This is a genomic window from Aeromonas sp. Prich7-2, assembly GCF_017939255.1.
GTDB classification, from domain to species: domain Bacteria; phylum Pseudomonadota; class Gammaproteobacteria; order Enterobacterales; family Aeromonadaceae; genus Aeromonas; species Aeromonas caviae.
This window is the reverse complement of the sequence record NZ_JAGKRI010000018.1, coordinates 13,086-40,081: the sequence shown is the minus strand read 5'-3', so window position 1 is coordinate 40,081 and position 26,996 is coordinate 13,086. Positions and strand designations below refer to the sequence as shown.

Sequence of the window (26,996 nt, the reverse complement as noted above, 5' to 3'; positions counted from 1 at the left end):
TGGTCACGCTCTTACTTTGCGGGCTCTTGCGGCGGAGCACCGTTGGAGGTGATCAAGCAATACATTCAAAACCAGCGGGGCTGACGCCCCGGCGAAATTCCCCTCCCACCTACGTCGGAGGGAGTCCCCTTTCGCATTTAAGATGGGTCACAAGCTCGACTACATCGTCAAGCGGGGCCTGGGGGGCGTCATGTTCTGGGAGATGGCGGGGGACTATGACTTCGACGCCGCGAAGAACGAGTACGTGATGGGCAGCACCCTCACCAGCCTCGCCTACGAGAAGTTCAGCAAGGCCGACAAGGCGGCCCTGAAGCAGAACGATCTGCCGGCTCCGGCTGCCCAGCTCGACATCGGCGTGAGCCTCTCCGGCTTCAAGGAAGGGGACTCCAACTACCCGATCAACCCGACCCTCAAGCTCACCAACAAGTCGACCCAGACCATTCCGGGCGGCACCCGCATCGAGTTCCTGGTCCCCACCTCCACCTCAGACACCATCACCGACCAGAGCGGCATGGGACTGAAAGTGGTGGAGAGTGGTGGCAACCAGAACTCGGACGGCATCGCCAATGAGAAGGACTTCCACAAGGTGGCTCTGACGCTGCCGGCCTGGAAAGCCTGGACGCCGGGCACCGACGTGGAAGTGGCCATGACCTACTACCTGCCGGCCGCTGGCGTGCCGAGTGGCATGCGTCTGATTGCCGGCAGTCAGACCATAGGTCTGAAGTCCGACTTCCCGGCCCTGGCCGAGGCGGTGCTGGGCAGCAGTGGCGGTGGTGACGGCGGCAGCGGTGGCACCACCTGTGCCAGCCAGAACGTCAACCCGGCGGACTACAATGCCTATCCGACCTGGCCGCGTGGGGATCACGCCAATGGCAACGACCGCATGACCAACGGCAAGGCGGTGTGGCAGGCCAACTGGTGGACCAGCAGCGAGCCCAAGGCGGGCGATGGCAGCTGGAAGCTGGTGTGCAACTACTGAGTAGTCACGGCTGCTGGACGCTGGCATGCAGTGACTGATGACCTGTTGAAGGGGTTGCCCCCTCCCAACGCAACGACCCAATCCGGAGCCCAGGCTCCGGATTTTTTTGTACCTTGTATCAGGAGAAGGAGGGGGAAAAGGGCAGGGGCGGTGCCATAAAAAAGACCGCTCCGAAGAGCGGCCAATTGCCACCAAGGCAATCTGCGGGGTGACCCCTTGTCGATGTGTCGCGGCCCGGATGCCGAGTCGGGGAGATCCCCGTCCCGCCAGCCGGGCCGCGCAGCTTTATTGGGTGACGGCGCCGCCCTGCTGCTCTTTCAAGAAGCTGATCCAGGGGGAAGCACGACCACTGACGTTGCCGTTCTGGGCGGCCTGAGTGAAGGCGGAGAGCGCCTCCTTGGGCTTTTGCTGCTCAAAATAGGCGACCCCGGTCAGGAACTTCAGATCCGCCCGCTGCTCGCCGCTGGCGTTGGCGGCAGGCTTGGCGGCGAAGGCCACCAGATCCTGGTAGCGTTTGCTCTGGATCATCATGCGCGCCATCTTGAGCTGCAGCTCGGCATTGGGGGCCAGCTTGTAGGACTTGGCCAGGGTGTCGATGGCCGGGTCCAGCTCCTTGGCCTGATGCCAATAGTTGGCCAGCGTCTTGTAGTTGGCCGCGGTGCTCTCGATCTGCCCCTCCTTCATGGCTTTCTCCATCACGCGGGCGGCGCGGTGGGGAATGCCGGCGAAGGCGAGGTAGTTGGCGAGCCGCTGCAACTCGTTGGCCTCGGTCAGCATGCCGAGGTTGTAGGCCCCTTCCAGTGCCGCCAGGGCCTTGGCATCGTTGCCCGCCTGCATGTGCATGGCCGAGAGCTGGGTCCAGTACTTCTTCTTCTCCGGGTAGCGGTCCACCAGGGCGGTCAGCACCTCGGTAGCCGGCTTGTACTGTTTCAGCTCGTAGTGGGCCGCCATCTTCAGCAGGTACCAGGACTCCGGCGCCTTGCCCGCGGAGAGCTTGATCGCGTTGTCCACCGCCGGAATGGCTTCCCGGTACTGCTTGAGCTGCACATGGGCGTTGGCCAGGGTGATGTAGGCGTGCGGGGTCGGCTTCTCGTCCTTGCCGAGGTTTGCGAACCACTCCTTCATGGTGTTGATGGAACCCTTGAAGTTCCCCTCCGCCATGTAGAGCTGGGCCAGGTTGTAGCGCACCTGCTGGGCCACCGGGGGCGGCAGGCCGCCGGTGGCGATGGCGTCGGCGAAGTACTTGGTCGCCTGACCGTACTTCTCCTGCTGCGCCGCCACGAAGCCCAGGGTCTGCAAAATGACCCCCTTGTCGTAGACCCGCTCGCCAGCGCCGGACAGCGCCTCCTGCAGCTTGGCATTGGCCTCGCCGTATTTCTTCTCGGTGATCAACGCCTGGGCCTTGTTGACCGCGCGGTAGGCGCGGTCAGACAGGGCGGGTTGTTCGGCGGCCCAGGTGGCGGTGCTGAGCAGCACCGCCATGGCCACCGGGGCGAGGATCAGGGTATGTAACTTTTTCATCGCCACCCTCCTTAGTTGGTCGCAAACTCGATCTCTTGCTGCATGCGACTGGCCTGCGGCTTGCCGTCCACCATGGCCGGCTTGAAGGTCCACTTGGCGATGGTCTGGCGCGCCGCCTTGCCGAGGTCATAGCTGCGGGGCTCTTCCTTGACGATGCGGATGTTGCTCACGGTACCGCGCTCGGTGACGGTGAACTCCACCAGCACCTTGCCGGACGCAAGACCGGCCAGGGCCGCCTTGCGGGGCATCATGGGCTCGAAGGTCGCCATCGGGATGGCGCCGTTGTTGCCGCCCATGCCGCCGCCACCGCCGCCGGTGCTGTAGGCACCCAGGGCGTTGCCGCCACCGATGTTGACCGGGATGTCGAGTTTGGGCATGTCCATGGGGGAGCTGTCCATCTTCGGCCTGTCCGTGCTCGCCACCTCCATCTCGGGCGGGGGCGGCGGGCGGTTCGGGGGCGGCGGCTTGGGCAGTTCCCGTTGCTTCTCTTGCAAGGTCTCCTGAGGCTTGAGGCGGATGAAGTCGGTCATGGTGACGTCCTCCCGCTCCGTCAGCTCCCGGTGATCCGGCGTGATGAGCTTGTTCATTCCCAGGAACAGGAAGAACACCACCACGCAGGAGACCGCTAACGATATCAGGTATCTCATGGCATTCGCTCCGGCATCAGCTGCTCTTGTCGGCGGCGATGGAGATGTTCTGGACACCGGCCATGCGGATCTGGTCCATGACCTGCACCACCAGACCGGAACGGGATTCGCTGTCGGCCTGGATCACCACGGCGCTCTCCGGGTTCTCCGCCCGCAGCCGCTCGATGTTGGCGCGCACGGCACCCACTTCGACGACCCGTTTGTCGACCCAGACCTGACCGTTCTCGCGGACCGCGACCATGATGTTCCCCTTCTTCACCGTCTCGGCCGTGCTGGCGCTCGGGCGGTTGATCTCCACGCCGGACTCCTTGACGAACGAGGTGGTGACGATGAAGAAGATCAGCATGATGAACACGATGTCCAGCATGGGGGTCAAATCGATGGCCGCCTCGTCAGCACCGCTGTCGCTGTGACGTTTTCTCATGGCAAAAAACTCCTTGCTTGTTCTGTGCCCCGGCGGGCATGGCCCGGCCGGGGATGTGCATCCTGCATCAGCCGTGTTTCAGGTTGTCTTCCAGCTTCTGCACCGCCAACTTGGCCTTGTGATCGAGCTGGTTGACAAAAAACAGGCCGGAAAGGGCGGCAATCATGCCCGCCATGGTCGGTACCGTCGCCTTGGAGATCCCCGAGGCCATCGCCCTGGGGGAGCCTGTGCCGGTAATGGCCAGAGTATCGAACACCTGCACCATGCCCACCACGGTCCCGAGCAGCCCCATCAGCGGGCAGAGGGCGATCAGCACCTTGATGACCGGCATCCCCTTGTCCACCGCCATGGCAACCCGGGAGACCAGCTCGCGGCGGATCTGCCTGGCGGACCAGGAGAGGTGATCGGTGCGGGCCAGCCAAGTAGCCTTGGTTTGCTTCACCTGTTTGGGGTAGACCGCCATGAAGTAGAACCAGCGCTCCAGCAGCAGGGCCCACATCATCAGGGTCAGGCAGAACAGGGCGACCAGCACGTCGCCCCCCAATCCCAGAAACCGGCGGACCGACTCGACTTCTTCAATCAACCAGAACCACATGGGTGACTCCTTAGGCTGCGGCTTTGGCGGCGTGCAGACGTTCCTGATAACGGGCAACGAAACCGGCGCTCTGCTCTTCCAGTACCTGGATCAGACGGCGGCTCTGGGTCTGCACGATGGTGTAGAGGAACAGCATGGGCACGGCCACGACCAGACCCTGCATGGTGGTCACCAGGGCCTCGGAGATACCCCCCGCCATCAGCTTGGGATCGCCGGTACCGAACAGGGTGATGGCCTGGAAGGTGGCAATCATCCCGACCACGGTACCCAGCAGGCCCAGCAGCGGGGCGACGGAGGCGATCAGCTTGATGAGGCTGATGCCCTTCTCCAGCTTGGGCACGTTGCGCAGGATGATCTCGTCGAGCTTGGATTCCAGATCCTCGATGTTGTCACCCCGGTGATCCTGGTAGGCACCCAGCATCTCGCCGATGGGGTTGCCCTTGATGATCTGCTCGGATTTCAGCTGCTTGCGCATGGCACCGCCGATGAGGGAGAGACGAGCGCCGCAGAACAGGGCCAGCAGGGTACCGATGACACCCAGCGCCAGGATCACGTAGCCCACGGAGCCACCCTGATCGATGCGCTCCTTGAGGGTCGGCGATTGCACCAGCAGGGAGAGGATCACGCCACGGGACGGGTCGATGAAGATGGGTTCGACGCTGCCGCCACCCTGTTCAAACTTGGCGACCGGTTCCAGCACCGCGTTCTCGGGCTGGCGGGAGAGTTGTTCGAACTTGCCGGTCTCCGGCACGAAGGTGAGGTACTTGCCTTCGGAGACGGTGTTGAACTCGCCGATCTGGGTCACGGTCTTCTGGGCCTGGTTGCCCTCGCCGTAGACCACGGTGGCCGGGATCTGGCTCACCTTGCCACCGTCGACCATGCGGCTGAGGGTGGTGGTCCAGAAGGCGGTCAGGTCATCGCTGGAGGGCAGTTCCTTGCTCTCGGCCAGGCGAGTCAGCAGGGCAGTCTGCTCGGGATGTTCGACCCGGCGGGCGGAGGCATTGAAGATCCCCTTGAATTCACCGGCGAACTGGCGCAGCACGCCAAACATCTCGCCCATGTTGCCGGAGCGCTGGCGCAGGGTTTCGGTCAGCTCGGTGAGCTGCTTGTCGTTGGCATCGAAGGTGGCCTTGAGCTTTTCGCCCCTGGCGACTTCGGCGGCGAGATCCGCCTTGGCCTTGGCGAGCAGGGCCCCTTGTTCGTTCTTGTCAGCCAGGAAGCGGGCTTCCCGCTCCTTGTTGAGCTGGGATTCGCTGGTGCTGGCGGCCTTGACCTGATTGAGCAGGGCGTTGAGATCCACCGGCTTCTCGGCGGCGGTCACCGGCAGGGTGACCAGGGTAGCGCCCGCGATCAGCGAGGCGATGGCAAGTTTGATTCCTTTCATGATGCTTTCTCCGCAGTTTGAACCGGCAGCTTGATGAGGGCGGGGGGCGCCTGCTTCTTCGCGATGCGAAGGCCTTGTTCAACCGCACTGCGATACTCCTGGGGCAGTACTTCCCACTGGCGGGTCTTCTTGTTCCACATGCCGGTCTCGTTGCCATCCGGGGACTGGTAGAGCAGGGCGATGCGGCCAACGCGCAGGAACTCGTAGGTCTTCTCGTCCCCATCCTTGTCCAGGCTCGCCTTGTAGGCTTCGATGGTGCGGCTGAAGCCCTCCTCGATCTGGTAGGCCTCGAGGATCTTGCGGTACTTCTCGGAGATGGTGACGTCGGCCCGGTTCATGAGATCGGTCAGGGCCGCCACGCGGTCCTCACGCTCCACCTTCTGGAACGGCAGGTCCAGGGAGACGAACTGCTCGAGGGAGTCGATCATCTTGAGCATCAGGGGCACCACTTCGGTGCTGGTCTGGTCGATCTGGGCGATCTGCTTTTGCATGGAAGCGAGTTCGGCACTCTGGGAGTCGACCATCTTGCCCACTTGCTCGTTGTAGGTGCGCAGGCTGTCGACCTGGCGCAGGGCGGCCTTGTACTGGGCCAGGGCAGACTCGGCAGACTCGGCGTAGCTGTCGATCTTCTGCTGGGAAACTTTGGATGCATTGTCGGTGGCGGCTTGAGCGTCCACGGCCTGGCTGGCAGAGGCGGCACTCAGATTGAAGCTGGTCAGCAAGGCAGCCGAAATCAGGCTGCCGAGGAGCGCTTTCTTCATTGTAGTTGTCCTTGTTTTCATAGGATTACCCTATCTCCGTAACTTCCTTGGGACCTTGGGCAAAGCCGGCCCGAACGGGCCGGCTTGTGGTTTGCTGGTGGATTAGAACTTCTGGCTGTAGTTGAGGTAGTAGATGCGACCGTCGATGCTGTAGAGCGCTGTGTCATAGGTGAAGCCATCGCTGGAGAGCGAGGGGCCTACGTTGAACATGTTCTTCACACCGGCTTGCAGCTTGCCGTTCCAGGGGGTGTTAACACCGACGTTCAGGTTCCAGGTGGTCTGGGAGGCGATATGGCCCTCGGTCCGACCGTCAACATAGTCCTGGCTCTGGGAGTCGATGTAGTTGGCACTCAGGTAGGCATCCATGTTCCACCACTGCGGCACATTGACCCCGACACCGGAGTTGAAGCGCAGTTCAGGCGCGCCGTTCCAGCCCTTCTTGTCGACCATGGGACCACCGGCGAACAGACCCTCTTCGTATTTCAGAATGTAGGTGCTGCCGAAGTCGTAGCGCACAGTCGCGACGTTGAAGTCGTACTTGTAGTCAGCCTTGAAGTCCAGACCGCTGGTCTTGAGCTGGCCCAGGTTGACCATGCCGGCATAAACCTGCTCCACATCGCCGTTGGCATCGCGGATGACGTTCGGGTTGCTGCCAGTGTTCAGCTCCTGATAGAACTGGGTCTGGGTGGTGGCCAGCTGGATCACGTCATCAATCTTGATGTAGTAGTAGTCCAGCGAGAGGTTGAGGTCGTCGATCGGGCTGTAGGCGGCACCGATGCCGAAGGTGTCAGCCGTCTCTTCCTTCAGGTTCTTGTTGGATTGGCGAACCGTGGTGTACTGCTCTTCCGGGCAGTTGGCGACACCGTTCTTCTGGCAGGAGACATAGTCCTTGGCGAAGTCGGCGGAGTCGGCATCGGCCGCGTACAGGTCATCCAGACCCGGGGCGCGGAAGGACTGCGACCAGGAGGTGCGGAACAACAGGTTGTCCAGCGGCTGATAGCGCAGGCTCGCCTTGGGCGAGAAGGCGCTGCCAAAGTCGCTGTACTTGTCGAAACGACCGGCCAGGTTCAGCTCGATCTGCTCGGTGATGGGGATCAGGCTCTCGATATAGGCAGCGAAGACGTCGCGTACACCACCGCCCGAATTGCCGGAAGAGCCGATGACGTTGCCGGCCGCAGACTGGCTGTCATAGGTGTCGGAGTAGACCCAGTCGTTGTACTCGGCCCCCAGGTACCAGCCGATGGGGCCGGCCGGCAGTTCGCCCATGCTCCAGCCCAGGCCACCGTACCACTGGAAAAAGTCCATCTTGGAGGTGCGGCTGGTGTCGTAGGAGAGGCTGTTGGTGGCGGCACTGGAGAACTCGCCGTTCTTGAAGTTGCCGCTGTCGACCTCCTGCTGGACCGCCGGATTCAGCACATAGCCGGTCCCGCGGTTCTTGTTGTCGGTCTTGGAGTACATGTAGCCCGCATTCCACTCCACATCGCCCACCGCTTCGGTCGGCAGTGTGCCTTCGAAGCCCAGGTTCATGCTGCCGGTCAGGTCGGTGACGTCGTTGTCACGGGGGCCGACGTTGCTGAAGCGATAGTAGACGGTAGCCTTGTCGCCGATGAAGCCGTTGTCGGCCAGCAGCTCGGCGCCGCCCGGAGTGGTCCCGTCGATGCTGAAGGGACCGGCGGCCGGGGCGAAGCGGCCGAAGCTGGTGACCCGCGAGCCGATCAGCTGGGGTACGAAGTCGACGTTGTCATTGATGTGATAGCGGCCGTTGACATAGACGGTGTCCCGGTTACGGGAAGCGGTCTTGGCGGCGACCTGGGCAAAGTCGAAGCGGCAGGCGGTACCGACCGGCACGAAGCCGGGGCCGGTATTGGCGCAGTCGATGCCGTCCAGGGTACGGGTGACCGTCTTGCCGGTGGCGGCATCGATCCCCTTGATGTTGCGGCCATACCGGCTGGGAGCAGAAGAGCCCTGCAACGCCAGGTAGTCGCGATCCTTGTTGTAGATCTCGTCCTTGACGTCGTGCTCGTACACCATCATCAGGGCGCCCTTCTCCCCGGTGATGCCGCTGACGATGGAGCCGCTCTTCTCGTCACCACCCTCTTCGGTGGGAGAGCCGATACGGCCCTGGAATTCCAACCCTTCATAGTCCTGTTTCAGGATGACGTTGATGACACCGCCGATGGCATCGGAACCGTACAGAGCCGAGCCGCCGTCCAGGTTGACCTCGACCCGCTCCACCGCCGCCATGGGGATGGTGTTGAGGTTGATGGAGCTGCCACCCATGGAAGGAGAACCGGCGACCCGCTTGCCGTTGAGCAGCACCAGGGTGCGCTCTGAGCCAAGCCCGCGCAGGCTGACGGTGGCCTGGGATTGGGCTGAGCTGCCGGAGGCAGGGGAGATACTACCGAAGGAGTTGTAGGAGGCTTGCTTGAGGTAATCGGCGACGGTCTGCTGACCGGATTGCTCGATTTTCGCCTTGGTCACGGAGACGACCGGGGTGGCGCCTTCCACATCGACCCGGGAGATCCGGGAGCCGGTGACCTTGATTTTTTGCAGTTTTTCTACGTTCTGGCCCTCTTCGGCCAGGACAGGGGTGTTTTCTACGTTCTGGCCCTCTTCGGCCAGGACAGGGGTGTTTTCTACGTTCTGGCCCTCTTCGGCCAGGACAGGGGTGGCCACAACTGCCGCGCTCGCCAAGGCAAACGCTACGGCAGCAGAGAGTCTGCTTTTCCTAAGCATCGCTAGTATCCTTCCTGATTGTTTATTGTTTGCTTCCATTACCGCCCTCGTTGGAGCGGTGCGTAAGGCTTATCAAGGTTTGGTGATGGACGTCAAATGGAGCGGCGGGGATGGGGGCAGTAGAGGGAATTAGATGGGAATATGCACTTGATGGAATATTTTGGCGTTTTATTCCGTAAATGCCGCGTCAACTTATGTAAAGATGTTGTTAATTTCGATTTTTACAATTTTATTGATTATTTTTGAACTTATCGATAAGTCGCTTGTCACTCCGGTGTCGATATCGAGAAAACGGTTTTTTGCAGTATTTTCATCTGCTTTTATGGCGAGAGCGTTTTCCGGGGAACGGAGGGTGGGGGCGGCTATCCTTCTTCTTTTATAGGTAAATGAGAAAATAACCCGACTTATCCTTAACTTGTTGATTTTGTTCTGCTTGATATGGATTAAAACACCTGTGTAATTAATTTTTTAATAATTAAAATCGAGTTGGACGGGTAGGCGTAGCAGTTTTTTATATTGAAGTTGGGTTTTTTGGAAAAAATCATCCGCGGGATATGCTGCGGGGGGACATTCCCGGTCGCAGACCGGGTTCTACTTGATTTTTGTTGCAGAGCTTTTACAGTGACCGAGCCGGATTGTCTGCCAATGCCAGTCAATTCAGTGAGTAATGCCAGGTAAGGATAGGCCCGTCACCGGATGTGACTGGCCATAAAAGAACAACAAGGACGAGGTTCCACCATGCTGTCGTATTTCCTACGTCGGATGCTTTTGATCATCCCGACGTTTCTCGGTATCACCCTGCTCGTCTTCACCATCACCCGCTTCGTGCCGGGCGGCCCGGTCGAGCGCATGCTGCTGCAGGCGCAGGTCTCGCAAAACGAGTCCGGCCGCTCCAGTGGCAGCAAGGGGGCGCAGGCACTCTCCGACGAACAGATTGAAGAGCTCAAGGCGTTCTACGGTCTCGACAAGCCTATGCTGGTCGCCTACTGGGACTGGTTGCAGAAGCTGGCGGTGCTGGATCTCGGGGAGTCGACCCGCTATTACGAGCCGGTGTGGGATCTCATCAAGGAGAGGTTGCCGGTGACCGCCTTCTTCGGGCTCGCCACCTTTCTGCTGAGTTATGCCGTCTCCATCCCGCTCGGGGTGGCCAAGGCGCTCAGGCACAACAGCCGCTTCGATTCCTTGAGCTCCATGCTCATTTACATGGCCTATGCGCTGCCCGCCTACGTGGTGGGGATCTTCCTCATCACCGTCTTTGCGTTCCATCTGGAGTGGTTGCCCATGGGGGGCTTCCCGGGGGACGAGTTTGACGGGATGGAGAGCAGCTGGGATCAGATCCGCACCGTCTTCGCCCACGCCCTGCTGCCGCTCATCGCCTACGCCATCGGGGATTTCGCCATCCTCACCATGACCATGAAGAACAGCCTGATGGAGAACCTGTCGGCGGATTATGTGCGCACCGCCGTGGCCAAGGGGTTGCCGTTTCGCAAGGCGGTGACCGATCACGCCATGCGCAACAGCCTGATCCCCATCGCGAGTCACTTAGGGTCGGTGCTCACCGTCTTCTTCGGGGGCTCCTTCCTCATCGAGACCATCTTCAACATCGACGGCATCGGCCTGCTCGGTTACGAGGCCATCGTCGAGCGGGATTACCCCACCGTCATGGGCATTCTGGCCATCACCTCCATGCTGATGCTGGTGGGCAACATTGTCTCCGACATCTGCGTTGCCCTGGTCGATCCCCGCGTGCGGTTTGGAGAGTGAGCATGAACCTGAATCCGGTAACTCTGAAAAAACTCAAGCGCTTCAAGTCGATAAAGCGCGGCTACTACTCCTTTGTCATCTTTTCGGTCCTGGTGGTCATCTCTCTGCTGGCGGAACTGCTGGTCAACAGCCGGGCCCTGGCGGTGAGTTATCAGGGGGAGCTCTATTTCCCCACCTATGGGGACGTGATCCCGGGCCAGCACTTCGGGCTCGACTACGAGTACGAGACCAACTACCGCCAGCTCAAGAGCCAATTTGCGAAGGAAGATAAGGGGGATTGGGTGTTGCTGCCCCTGGTCCCCTGGAACCCCTATGAGCAGGACTTCAAGGAGGAAGCCTATCCGCCCTATGCCCCGAGCCTGGTGGAGCGCCACTTCCTCGGCACCGACACCAGCGGTCGCGATGTATTGGCACGGCTGGTCTACGGCTTTCGCATCGCCATCGGCTTTGCCTTCATCGCGCTGGTGGCGAGCTATGTCATCGGGGTCAGCATCGGCTGCATGATGGGGTTCCTCGGCGGTCGATTCGATCTCCTGATGCAGCGTTTCATCGAGATCTGGTCCCAGGTGCCCTTCCTCTACGTCATCATGATCCTGGTCTCCCTGGCCAAGCCGAACTTCGGCCTGTTCGTCGGCATCAACGTGCTGTTCGGCTGGATGGGGATCACCTGGTACATGCGCACCCTCACCTACAAGGAGCGGGCGCGGGACTACGTGATGGCGGCGCGGGCCCAGGGGGCGAGCACCAGGCGCATCATCTTCAACCACATTCTGCCCAATACCCTGATGATGATCGTCACCCTGGCCCCGTTTGCCGTGGTGGGCAACATCTCCACCCTGACGGCGCTGGACTACCTGGGCTTTGGCCTGGCGCCGCCGACCCCGAGCTGGGGGGAGCTGCTCTCCCAGGGGATCAACAACCTCGACGCCATCTGGATCGTGAGTTCGGTGGTGGCGGCGGTGAGCCTGGTGCTCATCATGGTCTCCTTCATCGGGGAGGCCATCCGGGAGGCGTTCGATCCGCGCAAATTTACCCGTTATCAGTGAGCGGTGGCGCCTTGCCAGGGCACATCGACAGGACCCTTAATGAAGACGCCCCCAGTGCAGGGGCATGACCAGGAAGTCAAACATGAACAATAAAATCAAATGGACAGGTGCTCTCTTTCTGCTGTTGAACGGATCCTGGGTGTGGGCAGCCAGCCTGCCCGCGGATCTGACGTGGGAGACCAACGACACCGACCCCGTGTTCGCCTCTCCCAAGGCGCTGCCCGGCGGCAACCTCAATCTCTTCGTCGACAGCTTCCCGCTGACGTTTCGCACCGTGGGGCCGGATTCCAACGGCTCGTTCCGCTCCTTCATCCTCGACAACCAGATGAGGCTCATCAGCTTCCATCCCAACACGGGCAACCCCATTCCGGCCCTGGCGAATGCCTGGGCCATCGCGCCGGACAGCCAGACCGTCTATTTCAGGCTCGACCCGCGCGCCAAGTGGTCCGACGGCAAGCCGGTCACTGCCGATGACTACACCTTCGGCTACGAGATGATGCGCTCCAAGGACATCAAGGGCCCCTGGTTCAACAACTACTACACCACCGAGGTGGTGGCGGTGGAGAAGATTGACGACCACACCATCCTGGTCAAGGCGGGCAGCCGCAAGGCCAAGCTCGATCTCCTCAACACCACCGAGCTGTGGCCCCAGCCCAAGCACTACTACAAGATGGGCCCGAACTGGGTGAAGCAGTACAACTGGGCCGTGGTACCCACCACGGGCCCCTACGTGATGAGCGACGTGAAGAAGGGCAAGTCCGTGACCTTCAGCAAGCAGAAGGAGTGGTGGGCAAAAGACGATCGCTACAACCAGCACAGGTTCAACCTCGACACCATCAAGGTGCAGGTGATCCGCGACCACAACATCGCGTTCCGCCACTTCCTCAAGGGGGAGCTGGACACCTTCGAGATGATCCTGCCCAACTGGTGGCATGAGAAGGCGGTCACCCCGGAGTACAAGCAGGGATACGTGCAGAAGGTGATGGCCATGACCGACACCAAGCAGGGGGGGCAGGGGGTTCACCTCAACGTGGCCAATCCCAAGCTGGCGGATCTCAACGTGCGGCTCGGTATCCAGCACGCCTTCAACATCGACAAGATGATAGAGACGGTGCTGCACGGCGACTATGACCGCGCTACCACCTTCGGCTCAGGCTTCGGGGCCTTCACCGACATCGCGCTCCCTGAGCGGGCCTACGACATCGCCAAGGCACGGGAGTACTTCGCCAAGGGCGGCTACGGCAAGCAGGGACCGGACGGCATCCTGCAAAACGACAAGGGAGAGCGGCTCACCCTGGCCCTCACCTACACCAGCCAGGAGCACTCCAAGCGGCTGACCGTGCTCAAGGAAGAGGCCAAGAAGGCGGGCCTGGATCTGGAGCTCAATCTGGTGGATGGCGCCACCGGCTTCAAGGTGATGCTGGAGAAGAAACACGAGGCGGCCTGGCTTGGCTGGGGGGGCGGCGGTCTCTATCCGCAATACTGGGAGTCCTTCCACTCCGACAACGCCAACAAGCCCCAGACCAACAACCTGTTCAACGTGGCTGACAAAGAGCTCGACAGCCTGATCGACGCCTACAACGTCGAGTTCGACATGGACAAGCGGGCCGCGCTTTCCCACCAGATCCAGCAGCGGATCTATGATCTCGCCATCTTCGTGCCCGGGGTTCAGCTCAACTACGTGCGAGCCAGCAGCTGGCGCTATGTGATGCTGCCGGAGGTGCCCGCCACCCGCAACACCCCGGATCTGCTCTACTGGCCCATGGATGGCTACCCCCACAGCAGTGGCGGCCTGCTCTGGATCGATCCCAAGGTGAAGGAGGAGACCCAGAAGGCCAAGGCTGACGGCAAGGCGCTGGCCCCCATCACCCTGATCGACAAGACCTATGCACATCATTGATGTGGTCCAGAAGGGAGCAGCAGTCATGCCCAACACACAGGCCACCGCCCCCGGCACCAGCGATCATGAGGGGCAGTCTCTGTCCCCCATCCTCGAGGTGCGGGATCTCGAGGTGGAGTTCGCCGTCGACGACGGCAAGATCAAGGTGCTCGACGGGGTCAGCTTCCAGGTCGCCCCGGGCAAGACCCTGGGGATAGTCGGCGAGTCCGGCTGCGGCAAGAGCGTCACCTCGCTGGCCATCATGGGGTTGCTGCCAAGGCCCCACGGTCAGGTGGTAGGGGGCTCCATCCGCTTTCAGGGGGAGGAGCTGCTCAATCTGCCGCCGGAGCAGATGTACAAGGTGCGTGGCAACCGTATCTCCATGATCTTTCAGGAGCCCATGACGGCCCTCAACCCGGTGCAGACGGTCGGCGATCAGCTGATGGAGGTGTTTCGCCTCCACCGCCCCGATTACAGCAAGGCCCAGCGCCGTGACGCCGCCATCGCCATGTTGCAGAAGGTGGGGATCCCCGAGCCTGCCCAGCGTTTCGCGGCCTATCCCCACAATCTTTCCGGCGGCATGCGTCAGCGGGTGATGATCGCCATGGCGCTGGCCTGCGAACCGGCCCTGCTCATCTGCGACGAGCCGACCACGGCGCTCGATGTGACCATCCAGGCCCAGATCCTGGATCTGATGAAGGAGCTGCAAGCCCAGACCGGCATGGCCATCATCTTCATCACCCACGATCTCGGGGTGGTGGCGGAGCTGTGCGACGAGGTGGTGGTGATGTATGCCGGGCGTGCGGTGGAGCGGGCCGATATCTATGAACTGTTTGACCACCCGCGCCATCCCTATACTCATGGTCTGATGGCCTCGATCCCGCGTCTGGAAGATGTGCCAAAGAGCCTGCTCAAGACCATCAAGGGTCAGGTGCCCGCCCTGCACGAGATGCCGGCGGGGTGCCGTTTCTCCAATCGCTGCCCCCATGCCACGCCCCTTTGCGTGGAGACCATACCGGTGACCGAGCAGTTGAGCGAACGCCACGGGGTGGCCTGCCACCACTGGAAGGAGGTGAGCCTATGAACGGTATGGTGTGGGGACGGGGTGTCGCAGGGCAGCCAGGCGGCGGGAAGGCGACCAGGTCGTCTGCTGCCATGAATCGTCGGGGATGGAAGTCATGACCAGCTTGTTGTCGGTAAGCAATTTAAAGCAGCATTTCAAGATGGGTGGCGGTTTCTTGCGCAAGCAATACACCGTCTACGCGGTGGATGGCATCAGCTTTGATCTCAGGCAGGGGGAGACCCTTGGCCTGGTGGGGGAGTCGGGATGCGGCAAGTCCACCCTGGGGCGTTCGTTGCTCAAGCTGTTCGAGCCGAGCGCCGGCTCCATCACCTTCGAGGGGCGTGACATCACCCACCTCTCGCCCAAGGAGATGCGATCCCTGCGTCAGGAGATGCAGATCGTGTTCCAGGATCCCGCAGAATCCCTCAACAGCCGCCACACGGTTGGGCAGATCCTGGAGGAGCCTTTCATCATCCACGGCAAGGGCAGCGCCGAACAGCGCCGGAAATGGGTGCAGGAGCTGCTGGAGAAAGTCGGCTTGCCCGGCAGCGCGGTGGATCGCTACCCCCATGAGTTCTCTGGCGGCCAGCGACAGCGCATCGGCATCGCCCGCGCCATCGCCCTCAAGCCCAAGCTGCTGGTGTGTGACGAGGCGGTGTCGGCGCTCGACGTGTCGGTGCAGTCCCAGATCGTGAACCTGCTGCTCAATCTGCAGCGGGAGATGAACCTCGCCATCATCTTCATCGCCCATGACCTGTCGGTGGTCAAGCACATCTCGGACAGGATTGCGGTGATGTATCTGGGCCGGATCGTCGAGCTGGCCGAGGCCCAGGCTCTCTACCTGGCACCGCGCCATCCCTATACCCAGGCCCTCATCTCCGCCATTCCGGTGCCGGATCCGCGGCGGCGCAGCCAGCGCATCCTGCTGACGGGGGATGTGCCGTCCCCCATCTCGCCGCCGAGTGGCTGCCACTTTCACCAGCGCTGCCCCCATGCAACGGATCTGTGCCGCACCCGCTCGCCCGCCCTTGAGGCGTGCGGCGGGCAGGGGCATCAGGTGGCCTGCCATTTCCCCTTGCCCGTGCAGGAGGCGGTGCCACTGGGAAAGGCGATATGATGCCGGCGCCCGCCACGTCGCAACCGGCATCGCTGCAAGGTGGCACCGAGGAGGCGCAATAGAGGCGGAAACGGGATAAAAAAATGGGGCCTGCGGGCCCCATCTTCATGGTTGGAGTTCAGGTTTGGCCGTGGAAATTCTGGCCCGGGCAGGACAGCGCCCCGATGGGGGTGGCTGCTGTGTGGATTGCTGAGTTGTTTTGTAGTTTTATTACGTTGCTAATTTCAACTTCCGGACAGGCGATATCAGGCGCCATAACGGAAGTAGTAATTGCGGGTTGCAGGCGCATAAGTGTCTTTCTCTTCAGCACCTTTCTTGCTGGTTGCACCCTTCAGGTGGAACAGCACTGCCAGATTCTCGAACATATGATGACCTCGTTTCTCTGTGGTTCATGGGTTGTGTGACCTTGGTCACGTTCTGATCCTAGGGGCATATGTGAGCTGGATCAACTTTTTGTGTTGTAAATTTACATAAATCATGGAAAGGGTTTTCAAATGCAGACCTGTTCATGGATACGATTTCAAGCCAGGGCCGCGCGTGGAATCGGGGATATGAGAGAGGTGGCCGAGGAGGAAGCACAAAAAAGATGCCCCGCACGGGGCGGGGCATCGGTATGGTCGTGAGTTGGCTTACTTGGCCGGGATATGTTCCAGCACGTGAACCAGCAGTTGCCAGAAACGCTCGACCGCCGGGATGTGTACCTTCTCCCCCGGTGCGTGGGCGCCACGGATGGTCGGGCCGAAGGAGACCATGTCCCAGTCCGGGTAGGCGCTCTTGAACAGACCGCACTCGAGGCCTGCGTGGATCACCATGACGTTCGGCATCTCGCCAAACAGGGTCTGGTAGCTGCTTCGCACCAGCGCCATGACCGGTGAGTCGACGTTCGGGGCCCAACCCGGGTAGGCGCCGGTGAACTCGCAGCTGGCGCCGGCCAGGGTGAACAGGGAGCGGGTCATCTGCTCGATGTTCTCGCGACCGGAATCGATGAGGGAGCGGATCAGGCACTGCACATAGACTTCCCCCTCGAGTGTCTTGATGACACCCAGGTTGGTGGAGGTCTCGGTCACGCCCGGGATGGCGTCGCTCATGCGCATCACCCCGTTCGGGCAGGCCATCAGGGCATCCAGCAGGCGGCTTTGCAGGGACTCGCTCATGAGCTGGGCCGGTTTCTCCCGGGCGGTGAGCAGCACGGTGAGGTTGGCCTCGGTGGCGGCCAGCTCGCTCTGATAGATGCCGGCGTAGCGGTCCACCAGGGCCTTGAAGTCAGCCACGCTGGCGGCGGGCACCAGCAGGCTGGCACGGGCCTCGCGGGGGATGGCGTTGCGCAGGGTGCCGCCGCTGAGATCGCCAAGGCGCACCCCCAGCGGTTCGGCGGCCTTGAGCAGACGGACCAGCAGCTTGTTGGCGTTGCCGCGGCCGCGATGGATGTCGACCCCGGAGTGGCCGCCGCGCAGGCCCTTGACCTGCAGCTCGAAACCTTCACCCTCGGTGGCAGCAACCAGCTCCAGGGGGAAGCGGATATTGGCATCCACCCCGCCGGCGCAGCCCATGTAGACCTCGCCATCCTCTTCGGAGTCGGTGTTGAGCAGGATCTCGCCTTCCAGCCAGCCCGCTTCCAGACCGAAGGCGCCGGTCATGCCGGTCTCTTCGTCGGTGGTCAGCAGCACTTCCAGCGGGCCGTGCTTGATGGTCTTGTCGGCCAGCACGGCCAGGCAGCCCGCCATGCCCATGCCGTTGTCGGCACCCAGGGTGGTACCACGGGCGGTGACCCATTCGCCATCGATGTAGGCATCGATGGGATCGGTGGTGAAGTCGTGCTGGGTGTCGGCGTTGGCCTGGGGCACCATGTCGATGTGGGCTTGCAGCACCACGGCCTTGCGGTTTTCCATCCCCGGCGTGGCCGGTTTCTTGATGATGATGTTGCCGACGGCATCTTGCTTGACCGCCAGGCCTTCTCCCTGGGCCCATGCGACGATCCAGGCGCTCAGTTGGGCTTCGTGCTTGGAGGGGTGGGGGATGGAGCAGATCTGCTCGAAGAATTGCCAAATCAATTTGGGAGACAGAGAACTGAGCTGTGCCACGTCGGGACTCCTTACCAGCATGGAAAATGTCGGGCCCCACTCTGCGGGCCGGGGAAGAGGATAACGATAATACAGTCAATCACGCAAAAATGTGAGCGATCAGCGCAAATGACGCTCTGCTTGTGCTGGGAAAGGGAGCATGGATGGCGAACTTCACTACCTGCCTTATTTGTGTCAGCACAACATCAATTTTGTGATGTCAGTCACAAAAATATTGTCTTTTGGGCGCCGGGTGGTAAATTAGCCGCCGTGGCCAGCCCACTTGTCAGGATGACAATCAATGCCTCCAGGGAACCGAAGCAAAGCAAGTGCGCCTCCATGGAACCGAGTGTCAGTTCAAGGATGTGAACCCGCATTAAGGTACGTAACTTGTTAAGCAATCAGGAGTTTATGATGTCAGGCAGCAATTCAACCTATTGGTTTGCCCAATCTCTCTATACCCAGGGCTTCAACTACCCGAATCCCTACGCCACCCGCCGTTAAGGCTCGCAGGCGTCACAGGTAACAGCAGCAGGTGCGTGAGGATCCTCTCCTCCCCCTGCTATTTTTTTGCCCGAATGTCATGGAATGTGTCTCAAACGGCTAACCTGTCGGTGTCGCCGGAGCCCTCCCAAAAGGGCGACAGAGCGGGAGATGGCGGACATTTCCTGTTTTTCGCATACGTTTGCCGCTCAATTTATCCATAAAGAGTGCTATCATACCGGCCCAACAGCCGGCCCGAGCTCGGGAGTCCACCCGACATGGCCGCCAGCTACACCCCATCCCTGTTCGCATTGCATCCGTTTTTGCCGCCGAGGCGTCAGCCCCGAGGCCGAAAAAGTGCAAGCAAAATTCGGGAAACGGGGTGCCAGAATTGACCTGAACCCGTCTCTTTGCCGGGTTTCGCCTCATAAGTGATTGCTTTATAACTCGTTGAGATCGATAGCATGCCAAAAAAGTTCTATGTATCGTGGGATAACCTGCAACGCGAAGCGCGCCGTCTGGCCCGTCGTCAACTGCCTGTCAGCCAGTGGAAAGGGATCATCGCCGTCAGTCGCGGTGGTCTGGTGCCTGCGGCCCTGATGGCCCGCGAACTTGGCATTCGCAATGTCGAAACCCTCTGCATCTCCAGCTATGACCACGACAACCAGCGCGAGCTGGTGGTGGTGAAGGCTGCCACCACCGCAGGTGACGGCGAAGGCTGGCTGGTGGTGGACGATCTGGTGGACACCGGCGGCACCGCCAAGGCGATCCGCGAGCTCTACCCCAGAGCCAAATTCATCACCATCTTCGCCAAGCCCATGGGCGAACCCCTGGTGGATGACTTCGAAGTCGCCATTCCGCAGGATACCTGGATTGAACAGCCCTGGGACATGGCGCTGGAGTTCGCCAAGCCGATCTGCGACGAAGCGTAATCGCCCCACCGGTCGCGACCAGTGACTCCCCGGCATTCGGAAGCGGACTGATCCGTCGTGATGCAAGGTTGACCACATTGAGCCCCTTTTGGGGCTCAATGCGTTTCTGGTGTGGCTGCTCGATGTGAAAAGTGGTTAAGATGGGACATTGTTTGAGACAGAAGAGCCACCATTTTGGAACCAAACGACGATACCAATCTGACGGAAAAGCTGTTTACCCGGGTCAAAAAGGTATTGGAAACTTCCGAAGTCTCCAACTCGAGCCCCGTCGACGAGCAAGACAGCGCACTGTCTGACAGCTTCATCGATGGCGCCCTGTCGCCCCGCTGGTATCGCCTGCTGCGCAGACCGACCTGGGCCTGGCAGGGGGCCGATCCCGTCGAGGTGGAGCAGACCCTGGCGCACATCGCCATGGGGCAGGGGGAGCGCAGTCACGAACGCTATCTGGACACCATCAAGGGCTATGTGCCCGGCAACTGGGTCTATGAGTGGAGCCAGCTCGCCGGCCGTTATTTCAATACGGGGCGGACGCTGCTGGGGGAAGGGGATCGCGCCGCGGCGCTGAAGAGCCTGCTCAAGGCCGTGCGCTACTACTCCATCGCAAGCTACCCCCACCTCAAGCACGACGAGCTGGCAGATCAGGCCCAGTTGCTCGGCAACATGGCCTATCGCGAGGCCGGACGCCTGTTCAAGGTGCCCCTCAAGGAGTTGCAGGTCCCGTTTCGGGGCAAGACCATCCAGGGCTACCTGCATCTGCCCACCACCGAGAAACCTGTGCCCCTGGTCATCGTCAGCGGTGGCATCGATTCGCTTCAGGTGGACTTCCTCAACTTCTATTTCAAGTGTCTCGAGCCCCATGGCATCGGGATGCTCTCCCTGGACATGCCGGGCACCGGCTATGCCGAGCACTGGCCCCTGGTGCAGGACACCAGCCGCCTGCACCAGGCGGTGCTCAACTACCTCTCGGAGGTGGCCTGGGTCGATCACCAGCGCATCGCCATGGTGGGGTTCCGCCTCGCCGGCAATGTGGCGGCCCGCCTCGCCTTCGTCGAGCCGTTCAAGCTTCGGACCGTGGTTTGCATCGGTGCCGGCATCAACCAGGTGTTCACCAATCAGGAGATGTTCGCCCGCTGCCCGCGCATGATGCGCGACGGGCTGGCGAACCGGCTGGGGGCGGACGCGGCTCAGTGGGATCTGCTGCGCACCAAGTGTCAGGTCTTCTCCCTCAAGACCCAGGGATTGCTGGGGAGTCGCACTTCCGTGCCGATATTGAGTATCGGGCACAAGAAAGATTTTATTTGTCCCGAGCAGGATGTCCGGGCATTGGCCGCTGCGAGTCGCAACGGCAAGGCGGTGGTGTTTGACAAGCAGCCACTGCTCGAGGTCTATGACGAGGCACTGAAAGAGACGGTAGACTGGCTCAAAAAGCACTTATGTACATGATATAAAACTAAAAATGTAACATCACCATGTGATGGTATGGCTTGTTCAACAGGGAGGTTAGCATGTCGGAAGGAGTGACTTACAAGCGATTGCTGCGGCAGTTCGCGGCCATTGGCCCCTATTTGCGTGAAGACCTGTGCGAGGAGGGCCGATACCGCTTTGACTGCCTGTCCGTCTGCGTCAGCGCCAAGCCTGCCCCGGACAAGCGGGAGTTCTGGGGCTGGTGGCTGGTGCTGGAGCAGGCGGATCACAGCTTCAGCTACCACTATCAGACGGGGTTCTACAACGCGGACGGGGAGTGGATCGACAAGGCGCTGCCCAAGAAGCATCAGGCGGAAGTGGAACGCACCCTGCAACATTTCTACAAGCTCATCAGCGGCAAATTGACCCAGCTGGAGTGCACCCTCTCCCCCGCGAAGCAGGTGACCGCCGAACTGAGCGTGACGGCAGCCTGATCCCCAAGCCCCGCATCTTCCCGGTGCGGGGTACCCCGATGCTTTGTCACCGAGCCTGCAACTGCCTGGCGAGGCTTAATTGCCTTGCAGGGCAGGAGGGCCGTGGGTATAAAGGGATTCCTTACTTTTCTAACCCTTCGTTCCCATGGAAAACAGAACCATAGTCGTCAAACTGGGCACCAGCGTGCTCACCGGGGGATCTGCCCGCCTCAACCGTGCCCACATGGTCGAGCTGGTCAGACAATGTGCCGCCTTGCATCGACACGGGCACCGTGTCGTGCTGGTCACGTCGGGGGCCATCGCCGCCGGTCGCGAGCATCTGGGCCACCCTCCGCTGGCGCCTACCCTGCCGAACAAGCAGATGCTGGCGGCGGTGGGTCAGACCCAGCTCATCCGGGTATGGCAGGACCTGTTCAACCTCTACGGGCTGCACATCGGCCAGATGCTGCTGACCCGCGCCGACCTGGAAGACAGGGAGCGCTACCTCAATGCCCGCGACACCCTGCGCACTCTGCTCGATCACCGCATCATCCCCGTCATCAACGAGAACGACGCCGTGGCCACCGCCGAGATCAAGGTGGGGGACAACGACAACCTCTCTGCCCGTGCCGCCATCCTGGCGGATGCGGACTTGCTGGTCCTGCTCACGGATCAGAAGGGGCTCTTCACCGCCGACCCGCGCACCAACCCGGATGCCCAGCTCATCGAAGAGGTGCAGACCATAGATGACACCCTGCGCTCCCTTGCCGGTGACAGCGTGAGCGGCCTTGGCACCGGTGGCATGGCCACCAAGTTGCAGGCCGCCGACGTGGCACGCCGCGCCGGGGTGGACGTGGTGATTGCCACCGGCCAGATCCCGGAAGTGATCGGCCGCCTCGCCGCCGGGGAGCGGGTGGGGACCCTGTTCCCGGCCCTGGCATCCCCCCTGGAAGGGCGCAAGAGCTGGATCCTGGCAGGGCCCCCTCCTCACGGCGAAGTGCAGGTGGATCAGGGGGCCGTGGCCGCCATGCAGGAGAAGGGCTCCAGCCTGCTGCCCAAGGGCATCGTCGCGGTGAAGGGAGATTTCGTGCGTGGCGACGTGGTGCGTATCCTGGATCCCAAGGGGAGCGAGCTGGCTCGCGGTATCTGCCGTTACGACCATCTGGAGCTGGATCGGCTGCGCGGTGTCCACTCGGATCAGATTGAACAGGTATTGGGTTACGGCTATGGGGCCGTGGCCATCCACCGTGATGACATGGTGCTGCTCTGAACAGGGCGGCACCGCATGAACAAAAGGGAACTGTGATGAGTCTGGAGAAAATGGGGCAGGCGGCCCGTGAAGCCGCCTATCAACTGGCCACCGTCAGCACGGCACAGAAGAACCGGGCGCTGGCGGCCATCGCCGATGAACTGGAAGCACGCAGTGCCCAGATCCTGGCGGCCAACGAGAAAGACATTGCCGCCGGGCGCGAGGCGGGGCTCACGGAAGCGATGCTGGATCGCCTGCTGCTCAACCCGGCGCGCCTTGCCGGCATAGTGGCGGATGTGCGCAAGGTGATCACCCTGGACGATCCGGTCGGGGCCGAAATCGACAGCCGGGTGCTGGAGAATGGCCTGCGCCTCTCCCGTCGCCGGGTGCCCATCGGGGTCATCGGCGTCATCTACGAGGCGCGCCCCAATGTCACCATCGACATCGCCAGCCTCTGCCTCAAGACCGGCAACGCCAGCATTCTGCGCGGTGGTCGCGAGACCTTCCACTCCAACCTGGAGTTGGTGCGGGTGATCCAGCATGCCCTGGCGGCGTCCGGCCTGCCCGAGGCGGCGGTGCAGTACATCGACAACCCGGACAGGGCGCTGGTGGCCGAGTTGCTGCGCCTCGACCGCTACGTGGACATGATCATCCCCCGCGGCGGCGCGGGTCTTCACAAGATGTGCAAGGAGAACAGCTCCATCCCCGTCATCATCGGCGGGTTCGGTATCAGCCATATCTTCGTGGACGAGAGCGCCGATCTGGCGCGTTCCCTGGCGGTCATCGAGAACGCCAAGGTGCAGCGCCCCTCCGCCTGCAACGCCCTCGATACCCTGCTGGTACACGAGAAGGTGGCGGCCACCTTGCTGCCGCAACTGGTGGCTCTGATGAACGAGCGCAAGGTGACCCTGGTGGGCGCGCCCAATGCCATGGCGCTGCTGGTTGGCAGCGAGAACCTGTGCGACGCGGGGCCGGAAGATTTCGACACCGAGTGGCTGGGGCTGACCCTGGGGGTCAAGGTGGTGGCGGACGTCAACGAGGCGCTGGCCCATATGCGCGAGCACAACGCCGGCCACTCCGATGCCATCCTGACCAACTCCCTCGCCAATGCCGAGCGTTTCGTCAACGGGGCCGGTTCGGCGGCGGTCTATGTCAACGCCTCTACCCGCTTCACCGACGGCGGCCAGTTTGGCCTCGGGGCCGAGGTGGCGGTCTCGACCCAGATGCTTCACGCCCGTGGCCCCATGGGGCTGACCGAACTCACCAGCTACAAGTGGGTGGGGCAGGCGGATTATCTCAGCCGTGCCTGATCCAGGCACGCTCAGCAAGCAGGACAATGCCGACTCAGGTCGGCATTTTTGTGCTTTTTTATTGCCCGCAATCAATGGCTTGCATATAACTATCCAGCAGGATGCGGTGTCACCCGGGGCATCAGGCCAGCGACAGCAAGGGGAGCAACTTCAAGGATGAAGGGACAGGATAGAAGTGCGTGGTGGGGCAGCCTCTGGCTGAGCCTGCCACTGCTGCTGGGGGCGCTCTGTTTCAGCGGCGCCAGCCACGCCAGCTGGGACCAGGATCTCTATCGTCAGCTCGGCCTGGCTGGCAAGCTCGACAGCCGCGTGTTTCGCAAGGCCCTGGACGGTTACCAGAGCGTGCGCCACAAGCGAAAACCCATTCTCACCATCATCGACTACAGCAAGCCCTCGACCATGCGCCGGCTGTTCGTCATCGACGTCAAGCGCCACAAGCTGCTCTACCACACCTGGGTCAGCCACGGCCGCAATTCGGGGGAGCTGGCCGCCCGCCAGTTCTCCAATCAGATGAATTCCCGGCAAAGTTCCCTGGGGGTCTACCGCACCGCCGAGACCTATCAGGGCAAGCACGGTTACTCCCTGCGTCTCGACGGCCTCAGTCCCGGCAAGAACAGCAATGCCCGCAAGCGCGCCATCGTGGTGCACGGGGCGGACTACGCCAGCCCCAGGCATCTGCAGAAGTTTGACAAGCTGGGGCGCAGCTGGGGATGCCCGGCCCTGCCAAGGGAGCAGTCCAGGGCCATTATCGACACCATCAAGGGAGGGAGCGTCATCTATGCCCATGGCTGAGACCCTGCCCGCGAGCCTGCTGCGAGGGCGTCACCAGGACTGGTGGGCGGCGCTCTACCTTGCCGACGACCTCTCGTTATCCCTCGTGCACCGGTTCTGAGATGAGCATCCCATGGCAATGAACAGCAAAAAGGCCAGCATATGCTGGCCTTGGCGCATCAGGCGGGGATTATTTGCGGACCACCAGCACAGGGCAGGGAGCGTGGCGCACCACGGATTCCGCCACGCTGCCCACCAGCAGGTGGGTGATGCCGGAGCGGCCATGGCTGCCCATGACCACGAGATCCACCTTGTCTTCCTTCGCCTGGAGGACGATTTCATCGGCGGCGCGGCCAAAACGGACCTCGAACTTGGCCGGAATGGGCAGGCAGGCGACCAGTTCCTTGAGCTGACTCTTGGCCTGGCGTTCCATCTCGTGGGTGATCTCGATGGCCGTCATGTGCAGGATCTTGTAGCTGTCGAAGCCGTGCAGCTGATCCACCACGTGGACCAGTTTGAGCTCGGCCTGGTGGGTGTTGGCCATGAAGACGGCGTAGTCGAGTACCGCTCTGGACATCTCGGAGAAATCGACGGGGCAGAGCAGGGATTTGATGGTTGGCATGAGAATCTCCCCTCAAGTTGGGCTACTAATGAATCTTGTTTGCCATGATACGCTGTGGGGCGACAATAACCCTCGACCCGCTCGCAAAATGGGGAAAATGTCGGCCGGGACTCTGTTTTTCTATGCTATCTGTATGCCTGAACGGGCCGTCCGGCGGTGAGCATCTGCCGAGTGCCATATCACTGAGGATATTCATGGTTCGTCTTTTTCTGTTCTGTTGCCTGCTGATCACCTCGTTCGTGCGGGCAGACACCATACACGTCTATTGCGACGACTGGCCCGGCTTCTGTCACCGGGACGGCAAGGGGGTCTATCTGGGTGTGGTTCGAGCCATCTATGAACCCCTGGGGCACGAGGTGAAGCTTCACATGGTGCCTTACAAACGGGCACTGGCGGTGGTGTCGCAAAAGGAGGGGGACATGGCGATGGGGGTCTATCGGGGAGAAGTGCCCGGGGTCCATCAGCCCGACTACCCCGACTCGGCGGACTACGTGAGCGTGGTGATGCAAAAGCGCTGGCTGCCGCACTGGGCAGGGGAGCACAGCCTCAAGGAGCAGGAGGTGCTCTGGCTGAGGGGGTGGGCCTTTGACAAGTTCATCCCGGAGCCGATGCGCTGGTTCGAGATAGACAGCTACGAGATGGCGCTGCAATTGCTGATCAAGGGGCGTTACCGCTACTACCTGACCGACGGCGCCCTCTACCCCGAAGGCTCCCTTCCCCCCGAGCTGGTACAGGTATTCCTGCGCTGGATCCCGACCTACCCCATCTTCGCCGATACCCCGAAGGGCAGGGAGTTGCACGGGCTCTGGGATCCCGGCATGCGCACACTGATAAGGCAGGGCAAGCTGGCGGAGATCTATCGGCAGAACAAGCTCTACGACTACTACCAGGACTTTCTCAGGGAACAGGTGGTGCGGGCGAACAAGCCACAGCCCTAGCTGTCGGGCCTGATGCCGTCATCGGGCCCCTCTTGTCCTGCCTCAGCCTTTGGCTCTGAGCGTCTTGGCCAACCGGTCATAAAGGATGACGTTGACCGAGGCGGTGAGGTGCATGCAGCCTGTCGGTCTGGCCACATAGATAACGTCTTGTCCTGCCTCAGCCTTTGGCTCTGAGCGTCTTGGCCAACCTGTCATAGAGGATGACGTTGACCGAGGCGGCCAGGTTCATGCAACCCTGAGTCGGCACATAGATGACCTCCTTCACCGCCGCGAAGCGGGCGGGTTCCAGGGTGCCATCCTCCGGGCCGAAGATGTAGAAGGCTCTCTCGGGGTGCACGTAATCCGGCAGGGGCGTGGCCCCCTCGATCAAATCCACCAGCACAGGGGTGCAGCCCTCGGGCACGAAGTCCAGCAGCTCCTCGACCCCGAGCAGGGGGATCTTCTCCACCATCTGCTTGGTGTCGGTGACAAAACGCCTCGCCAGCTCGAAGCGCTGCCCCGTGTAGTAGACTTCGTCCGCCCCGTAGCAGCCGGCGGCCCGCATCACGGCACCCACGTTCTCCGGGGATTTGGGATTGACCAGCCCGATGGCGCAATAGTCCCCTCTCTCCCGGGCATCTGCCCGGTGCTGCCAGGCAGCGCCTTCATCTGACACTTTCATCTCTCTCTCCTGTGTGGCGGCGCATTATACCCCCGGTGGGCCCCTTGCCCAGCGTGCGGGGCGGATTCCCGCAAGGCGGGCCCAACAAGGGGGCGGCTGCACCGTGGCGGCGCAGCCCGACCCCCTGATGCGCAATGGCGGCGCCCCTTGCATCCTGGCGCGGGGTTTGCAGTCACT

Annotated in this window: 23 protein-coding genes and 1 pseudogene; 14 read left to right on the top strand and 10 right to left on the bottom strand. The window is 61.6% G+C overall.

The genetic code is table 11. From position 1 onward, the window contains the following. Window positions 1-84, top strand: an 84-nt coding sequence (locus tag J9892_RS04760; RefSeq protein WP_210538025.1) for a transposase, incomplete at its 5' end; no start/stop codon positions are given. Between the two features lie 58 nt (window positions 85-142). Beyond that, window positions 143-979: pseudogene (locus tag J9892_RS04755) on the top strand (chitinase C-terminal domain-containing protein); the annotation flags it as partial. Between the two features lie 285 nt (window positions 980-1,264). Here J9892_RS04755 and J9892_RS04750 read toward each other — a convergent pair. The 7 genes from J9892_RS04750 to J9892_RS04720 form a co-directional block, all read right to left on the bottom strand. Beyond that, on the bottom strand, window positions 1,265-2,500 hold the full coding sequence (locus J9892_RS04750) for a tetratricopeptide repeat protein (RefSeq protein WP_042014300.1): 1,236 nt from the start codon (window positions 2,498-2,500) through the stop codon (window positions 1,265-1,267). Window positions 2,501-2,511: 11 nt separating this feature from the next. Next, the gene (locus J9892_RS04745) at window positions 2,512-3,147 is read right to left on the bottom strand and encodes an energy transducer TonB (protein ID WP_043154309.1); all 636 of its coding nucleotides are present in this window, start codon (window positions 3,145-3,147) and stop codon (window positions 2,512-2,514) included. 16 nt (window positions 3,148-3,163) lie between these two features. Next, window positions 3,164-3,571: a biopolymer transporter ExbD gene (locus tag J9892_RS04740; RefSeq protein ID WP_104452349.1), complete on the bottom strand. Its 408-nt coding sequence runs from the start codon at window positions 3,569-3,571 to the stop codon at window positions 3,164-3,166. A 67-nt stretch (window positions 3,572-3,638) separates the two neighbouring features. Next, on the bottom strand, window positions 3,639-4,166 hold the full coding sequence (locus tag J9892_RS04735; RefSeq protein ID WP_210538023.1) for a MotA/TolQ/ExbB proton channel family protein: 528 nt from the start codon (window positions 4,164-4,166) through the stop codon (window positions 3,639-3,641). 10 nt (window positions 4,167-4,176) lie between these two features. Beyond that, window positions 4,177-5,550 (bottom strand): MotA/TolQ/ExbB proton channel family protein, encoded by a 1,374-nt coding sequence (locus J9892_RS04730; protein ID WP_010675474.1) that lies wholly within the window; start codon window positions 5,548-5,550, stop codon window positions 4,177-4,179. Next, window positions 5,547-6,311, bottom strand: coding sequence for a DUF3450 domain-containing protein (locus J9892_RS04725; protein WP_041212457.1), 765 nt, complete (start codon window positions 6,309-6,311; stop codon window positions 5,547-5,549). The genes J9892_RS04730 and J9892_RS04725 overlap by 4 nt, the downstream gene beginning before the upstream one ends. Window positions 6,312-6,413: 102 nt before the next feature. Next, the gene (locus J9892_RS04720; protein WP_210538022.1) at window positions 6,414-9,047 is read right to left on the bottom strand and encodes a TonB-dependent receptor; all 2,634 of its coding nucleotides are present in this window, start codon (window positions 9,045-9,047) and stop codon (window positions 6,414-6,416) included. Between the two features lie 738 nt (window positions 9,048-9,785). On the opposite strand from J9892_RS04720, the gene J9892_RS04715 reads away from it, so the two are divergent. From J9892_RS04715 to J9892_RS04695, 5 genes are all read left to right on the top strand, one after another. Beyond that, the gene (locus J9892_RS04715; RefSeq protein ID WP_010675471.1) at window positions 9,786-10,811 is read left to right on the top strand and encodes an ABC transporter permease subunit; all 1,026 of its coding nucleotides are present in this window, start codon (window positions 9,786-9,788) and stop codon (window positions 10,809-10,811) included. Between the two features lie 2 nt (window positions 10,812-10,813). Then, window positions 10,814-11,857 carry an ABC transporter permease subunit gene (locus tag J9892_RS04710; protein WP_162624619.1) on the top strand — a complete coding sequence of 348 codons (1,044 nt, stop codon included), beginning with the start codon at window positions 10,814-10,816 and terminating at the stop codon, window positions 11,855-11,857. 82 nt (window positions 11,858-11,939) lie between these two features. After that, window positions 11,940-13,757, top strand: a complete 1,818-nt coding sequence (locus J9892_RS04705) for an extracellular solute-binding protein (RefSeq protein ID WP_043154299.1) — start codon at window positions 11,940-11,942, stop codon at window positions 13,755-13,757. Between the two features lie 25 nt (window positions 13,758-13,782). Next, a complete protein-coding gene (locus tag J9892_RS04700; protein WP_109422175.1) occupies window positions 13,783-14,820 on the top strand; it encodes an ABC transporter ATP-binding protein in 1,038 nt (345 codons plus the stop codon). Between the two features lie 94 nt (window positions 14,821-14,914). Next, a complete protein-coding gene (locus J9892_RS04695; RefSeq protein WP_049636600.1) occupies window positions 14,915-15,916 on the top strand; it encodes a dipeptide ABC transporter ATP-binding protein in 1,002 nt (333 codons plus the stop codon). Between the two features lie 629 nt (window positions 15,917-16,545). On the opposite strand, the gene J9892_RS04690 is transcribed toward J9892_RS04695, so the two are convergent. Continuing rightward, a complete protein-coding gene (locus J9892_RS04690) occupies window positions 16,546-17,997 on the bottom strand; it encodes an aminoacyl-histidine dipeptidase (protein WP_045525722.1) in 1,452 nt (483 codons plus the stop codon). Window positions 17,998-18,923: 926 nt separating this feature from the next. Here J9892_RS04690 and gpt point away from each other — a divergent pair. The 6 genes from gpt to J9892_RS04660 all read left to right on the top strand — a co-directional run bounded on the left by gpt (window position 18,924) and on the right by J9892_RS04660 (window position 24,619). Then, a complete protein-coding gene (gene gpt / locus J9892_RS04685; protein ID WP_039040347.1) occupies window positions 18,924-19,391 on the top strand; it encodes a xanthine phosphoribosyltransferase in 468 nt (155 codons plus the stop codon). A 174-nt stretch (window positions 19,392-19,565) separates the two neighbouring features. After that, on the top strand, window positions 19,566-20,834 hold the full coding sequence (gene frsA, locus J9892_RS04680; protein ID WP_010675462.1) for an esterase FrsA: 1,269 nt from the start codon (window positions 19,566-19,568) through the stop codon (window positions 20,832-20,834). 62 nt (window positions 20,835-20,896) lie between these two features. After that, entirely contained in the window at window positions 20,897-21,289 is a 393-nt protein-coding gene (gene crl, locus J9892_RS04675) for a sigma factor-binding protein Crl (protein WP_053288752.1), read from the top strand. Window positions 21,290-21,434: 145 nt separating this feature from the next. Further along, window positions 21,435-22,538 carry a glutamate 5-kinase gene (gene proB / locus J9892_RS04670; RefSeq protein WP_048207022.1) on the top strand — a complete coding sequence of 368 codons (1,104 nt, stop codon included), beginning with the start codon at window positions 21,435-21,437 and terminating at the stop codon, window positions 22,536-22,538. Between the two features lie 32 nt (window positions 22,539-22,570). Next, a complete protein-coding gene (locus tag J9892_RS04665) occupies window positions 22,571-23,827 on the top strand; it encodes a glutamate-5-semialdehyde dehydrogenase (protein ID WP_328705636.1) in 1,257 nt (418 codons plus the stop codon). 156 nt (window positions 23,828-23,983) lie between these two features. Continuing rightward, window positions 23,984-24,619 (top strand): murein L,D-transpeptidase catalytic domain family protein, encoded by a 636-nt coding sequence (locus J9892_RS04660; protein ID WP_042016892.1) that lies wholly within the window; start codon window positions 23,984-23,986, stop codon window positions 24,617-24,619. A gap of 169 nt (window positions 24,620-24,788) precedes the next feature. On the opposite strand, the gene J9892_RS04655 is transcribed toward J9892_RS04660, so the two are convergent. Next, window positions 24,789-25,220 carry a universal stress protein gene (locus tag J9892_RS04655; protein WP_041212463.1) on the bottom strand — a complete coding sequence of 144 codons (432 nt, stop codon included), beginning with the start codon at window positions 25,218-25,220 and terminating at the stop codon, window positions 24,789-24,791. Window positions 25,221-25,414: 194 nt separating this feature from the next. Between J9892_RS04655 and J9892_RS04650 the strand changes: the two genes are divergently transcribed. Continuing rightward, window positions 25,415-26,158: a hypothetical protein gene (locus tag J9892_RS04650; RefSeq protein WP_161470702.1), complete on the top strand. Its 744-nt coding sequence runs from the start codon at window positions 25,415-25,417 to the stop codon at window positions 26,156-26,158. A 157-nt stretch (window positions 26,159-26,315) separates the two neighbouring features. Here the strand turns inward: J9892_RS04650 and J9892_RS04645 are convergent, their stop codons facing one another. After that, entirely contained in the window at window positions 26,316-26,819 is a 504-nt protein-coding gene (locus tag J9892_RS04645; protein ID WP_102948433.1) for an RNA methyltransferase, read from the bottom strand. Window positions 26,820-26,996 lie beyond the last annotated feature (177 nt).

Coding starts and splice junctions, on each gene's coding strand:
- J9892_RS04725 (WP_041212457.1), bottom strand. CDS start 6,311: ATGAAGAAAGCGCTCCTCGGCAGCCTGATTTCGGCTGCCTTGCTGACC.
- J9892_RS04735 (WP_210538023.1), bottom strand. CDS start 4,166: ATGTGGTTCTGGTTGATTGAAGAAGTCGAGTCGGTCCGCCGGTTTCTG.
- J9892_RS04715 (WP_010675471.1), top strand. CDS start 9,786: ATGCTGTCGTATTTCCTACGTCGGATGCTTTTGATCATCCCGACGTTT.
- J9892_RS04740 (WP_104452349.1), bottom strand. CDS start 3,571: ATGAGAAAACGTCACAGCGACAGCGGTGCTGACGAGGCGGCCATCGAT.
- J9892_RS04660 (WP_042016892.1), top strand. CDS start 23,984: ATGAAGGGACAGGATAGAAGTGCGTGGTGGGGCAGCCTCTGGCTGAGC.
- gpt (WP_039040347.1), top strand. CDS start 18,924: ATGCCAAAAAAGTTCTATGTATCGTGGGATAACCTGCAACGCGAAGCG.
- J9892_RS04730 (WP_010675474.1), bottom strand. CDS start 5,550: ATGAAAGGAATCAAACTTGCCATCGCCTCGCTGATCGCGGGCGCTACC.
- J9892_RS04705 (WP_043154299.1), top strand. CDS start 11,940: ATGAACAATAAAATCAAATGGACAGGTGCTCTCTTTCTGCTGTTGAAC.
- proB (WP_048207022.1), top strand. CDS start 21,435: ATGGAAAACAGAACCATAGTCGTCAAACTGGGCACCAGCGTGCTCACC.
- J9892_RS04645 (WP_102948433.1), bottom strand. CDS start 26,819: ATGAAAGTGTCAGATGAAGGCGCTGCCTGGCAGCACCGGGCAGATGCC.
- J9892_RS04750 (WP_042014300.1), bottom strand. CDS start 2,500: ATGAAAAAGTTACATACCCTGATCCTCGCCCCGGTGGCCATGGCGGTG.
- J9892_RS04720 (WP_210538022.1), bottom strand. CDS start 9,047: ATGCTTAGGAAAAGCAGACTCTCTGCTGCCGTAGCGTTTGCCTTGGCG.
- J9892_RS04650 (WP_161470702.1), top strand. CDS start 25,415: ATGGTTCGTCTTTTTCTGTTCTGTTGCCTGCTGATCACCTCGTTCGTG.
- J9892_RS04695 (WP_049636600.1), top strand. CDS start 14,915: ATGACCAGCTTGTTGTCGGTAAGCAATTTAAAGCAGCATTTCAAGATG.
- J9892_RS04745 (WP_043154309.1), bottom strand. CDS start 3,147: ATGAGATACCTGATATCGTTAGCGGTCTCCTGCGTGGTGGTGTTCTTC.
- J9892_RS04655 (WP_041212463.1), bottom strand. CDS start 25,220: ATGCCAACCATCAAATCCCTGCTCTGCCCCGTCGATTTCTCCGAGATG.
- J9892_RS04710 (WP_162624619.1), top strand. CDS start 10,814: ATGAACCTGAATCCGGTAACTCTGAAAAAACTCAAGCGCTTCAAGTCG.
- J9892_RS04700 (WP_109422175.1), top strand. CDS start 13,783: ATGCCCAACACACAGGCCACCGCCCCCGGCACCAGCGATCATGAGGGG.
- crl (WP_053288752.1), top strand. CDS start 20,897: ATGTCGGAAGGAGTGACTTACAAGCGATTGCTGCGGCAGTTCGCGGCC.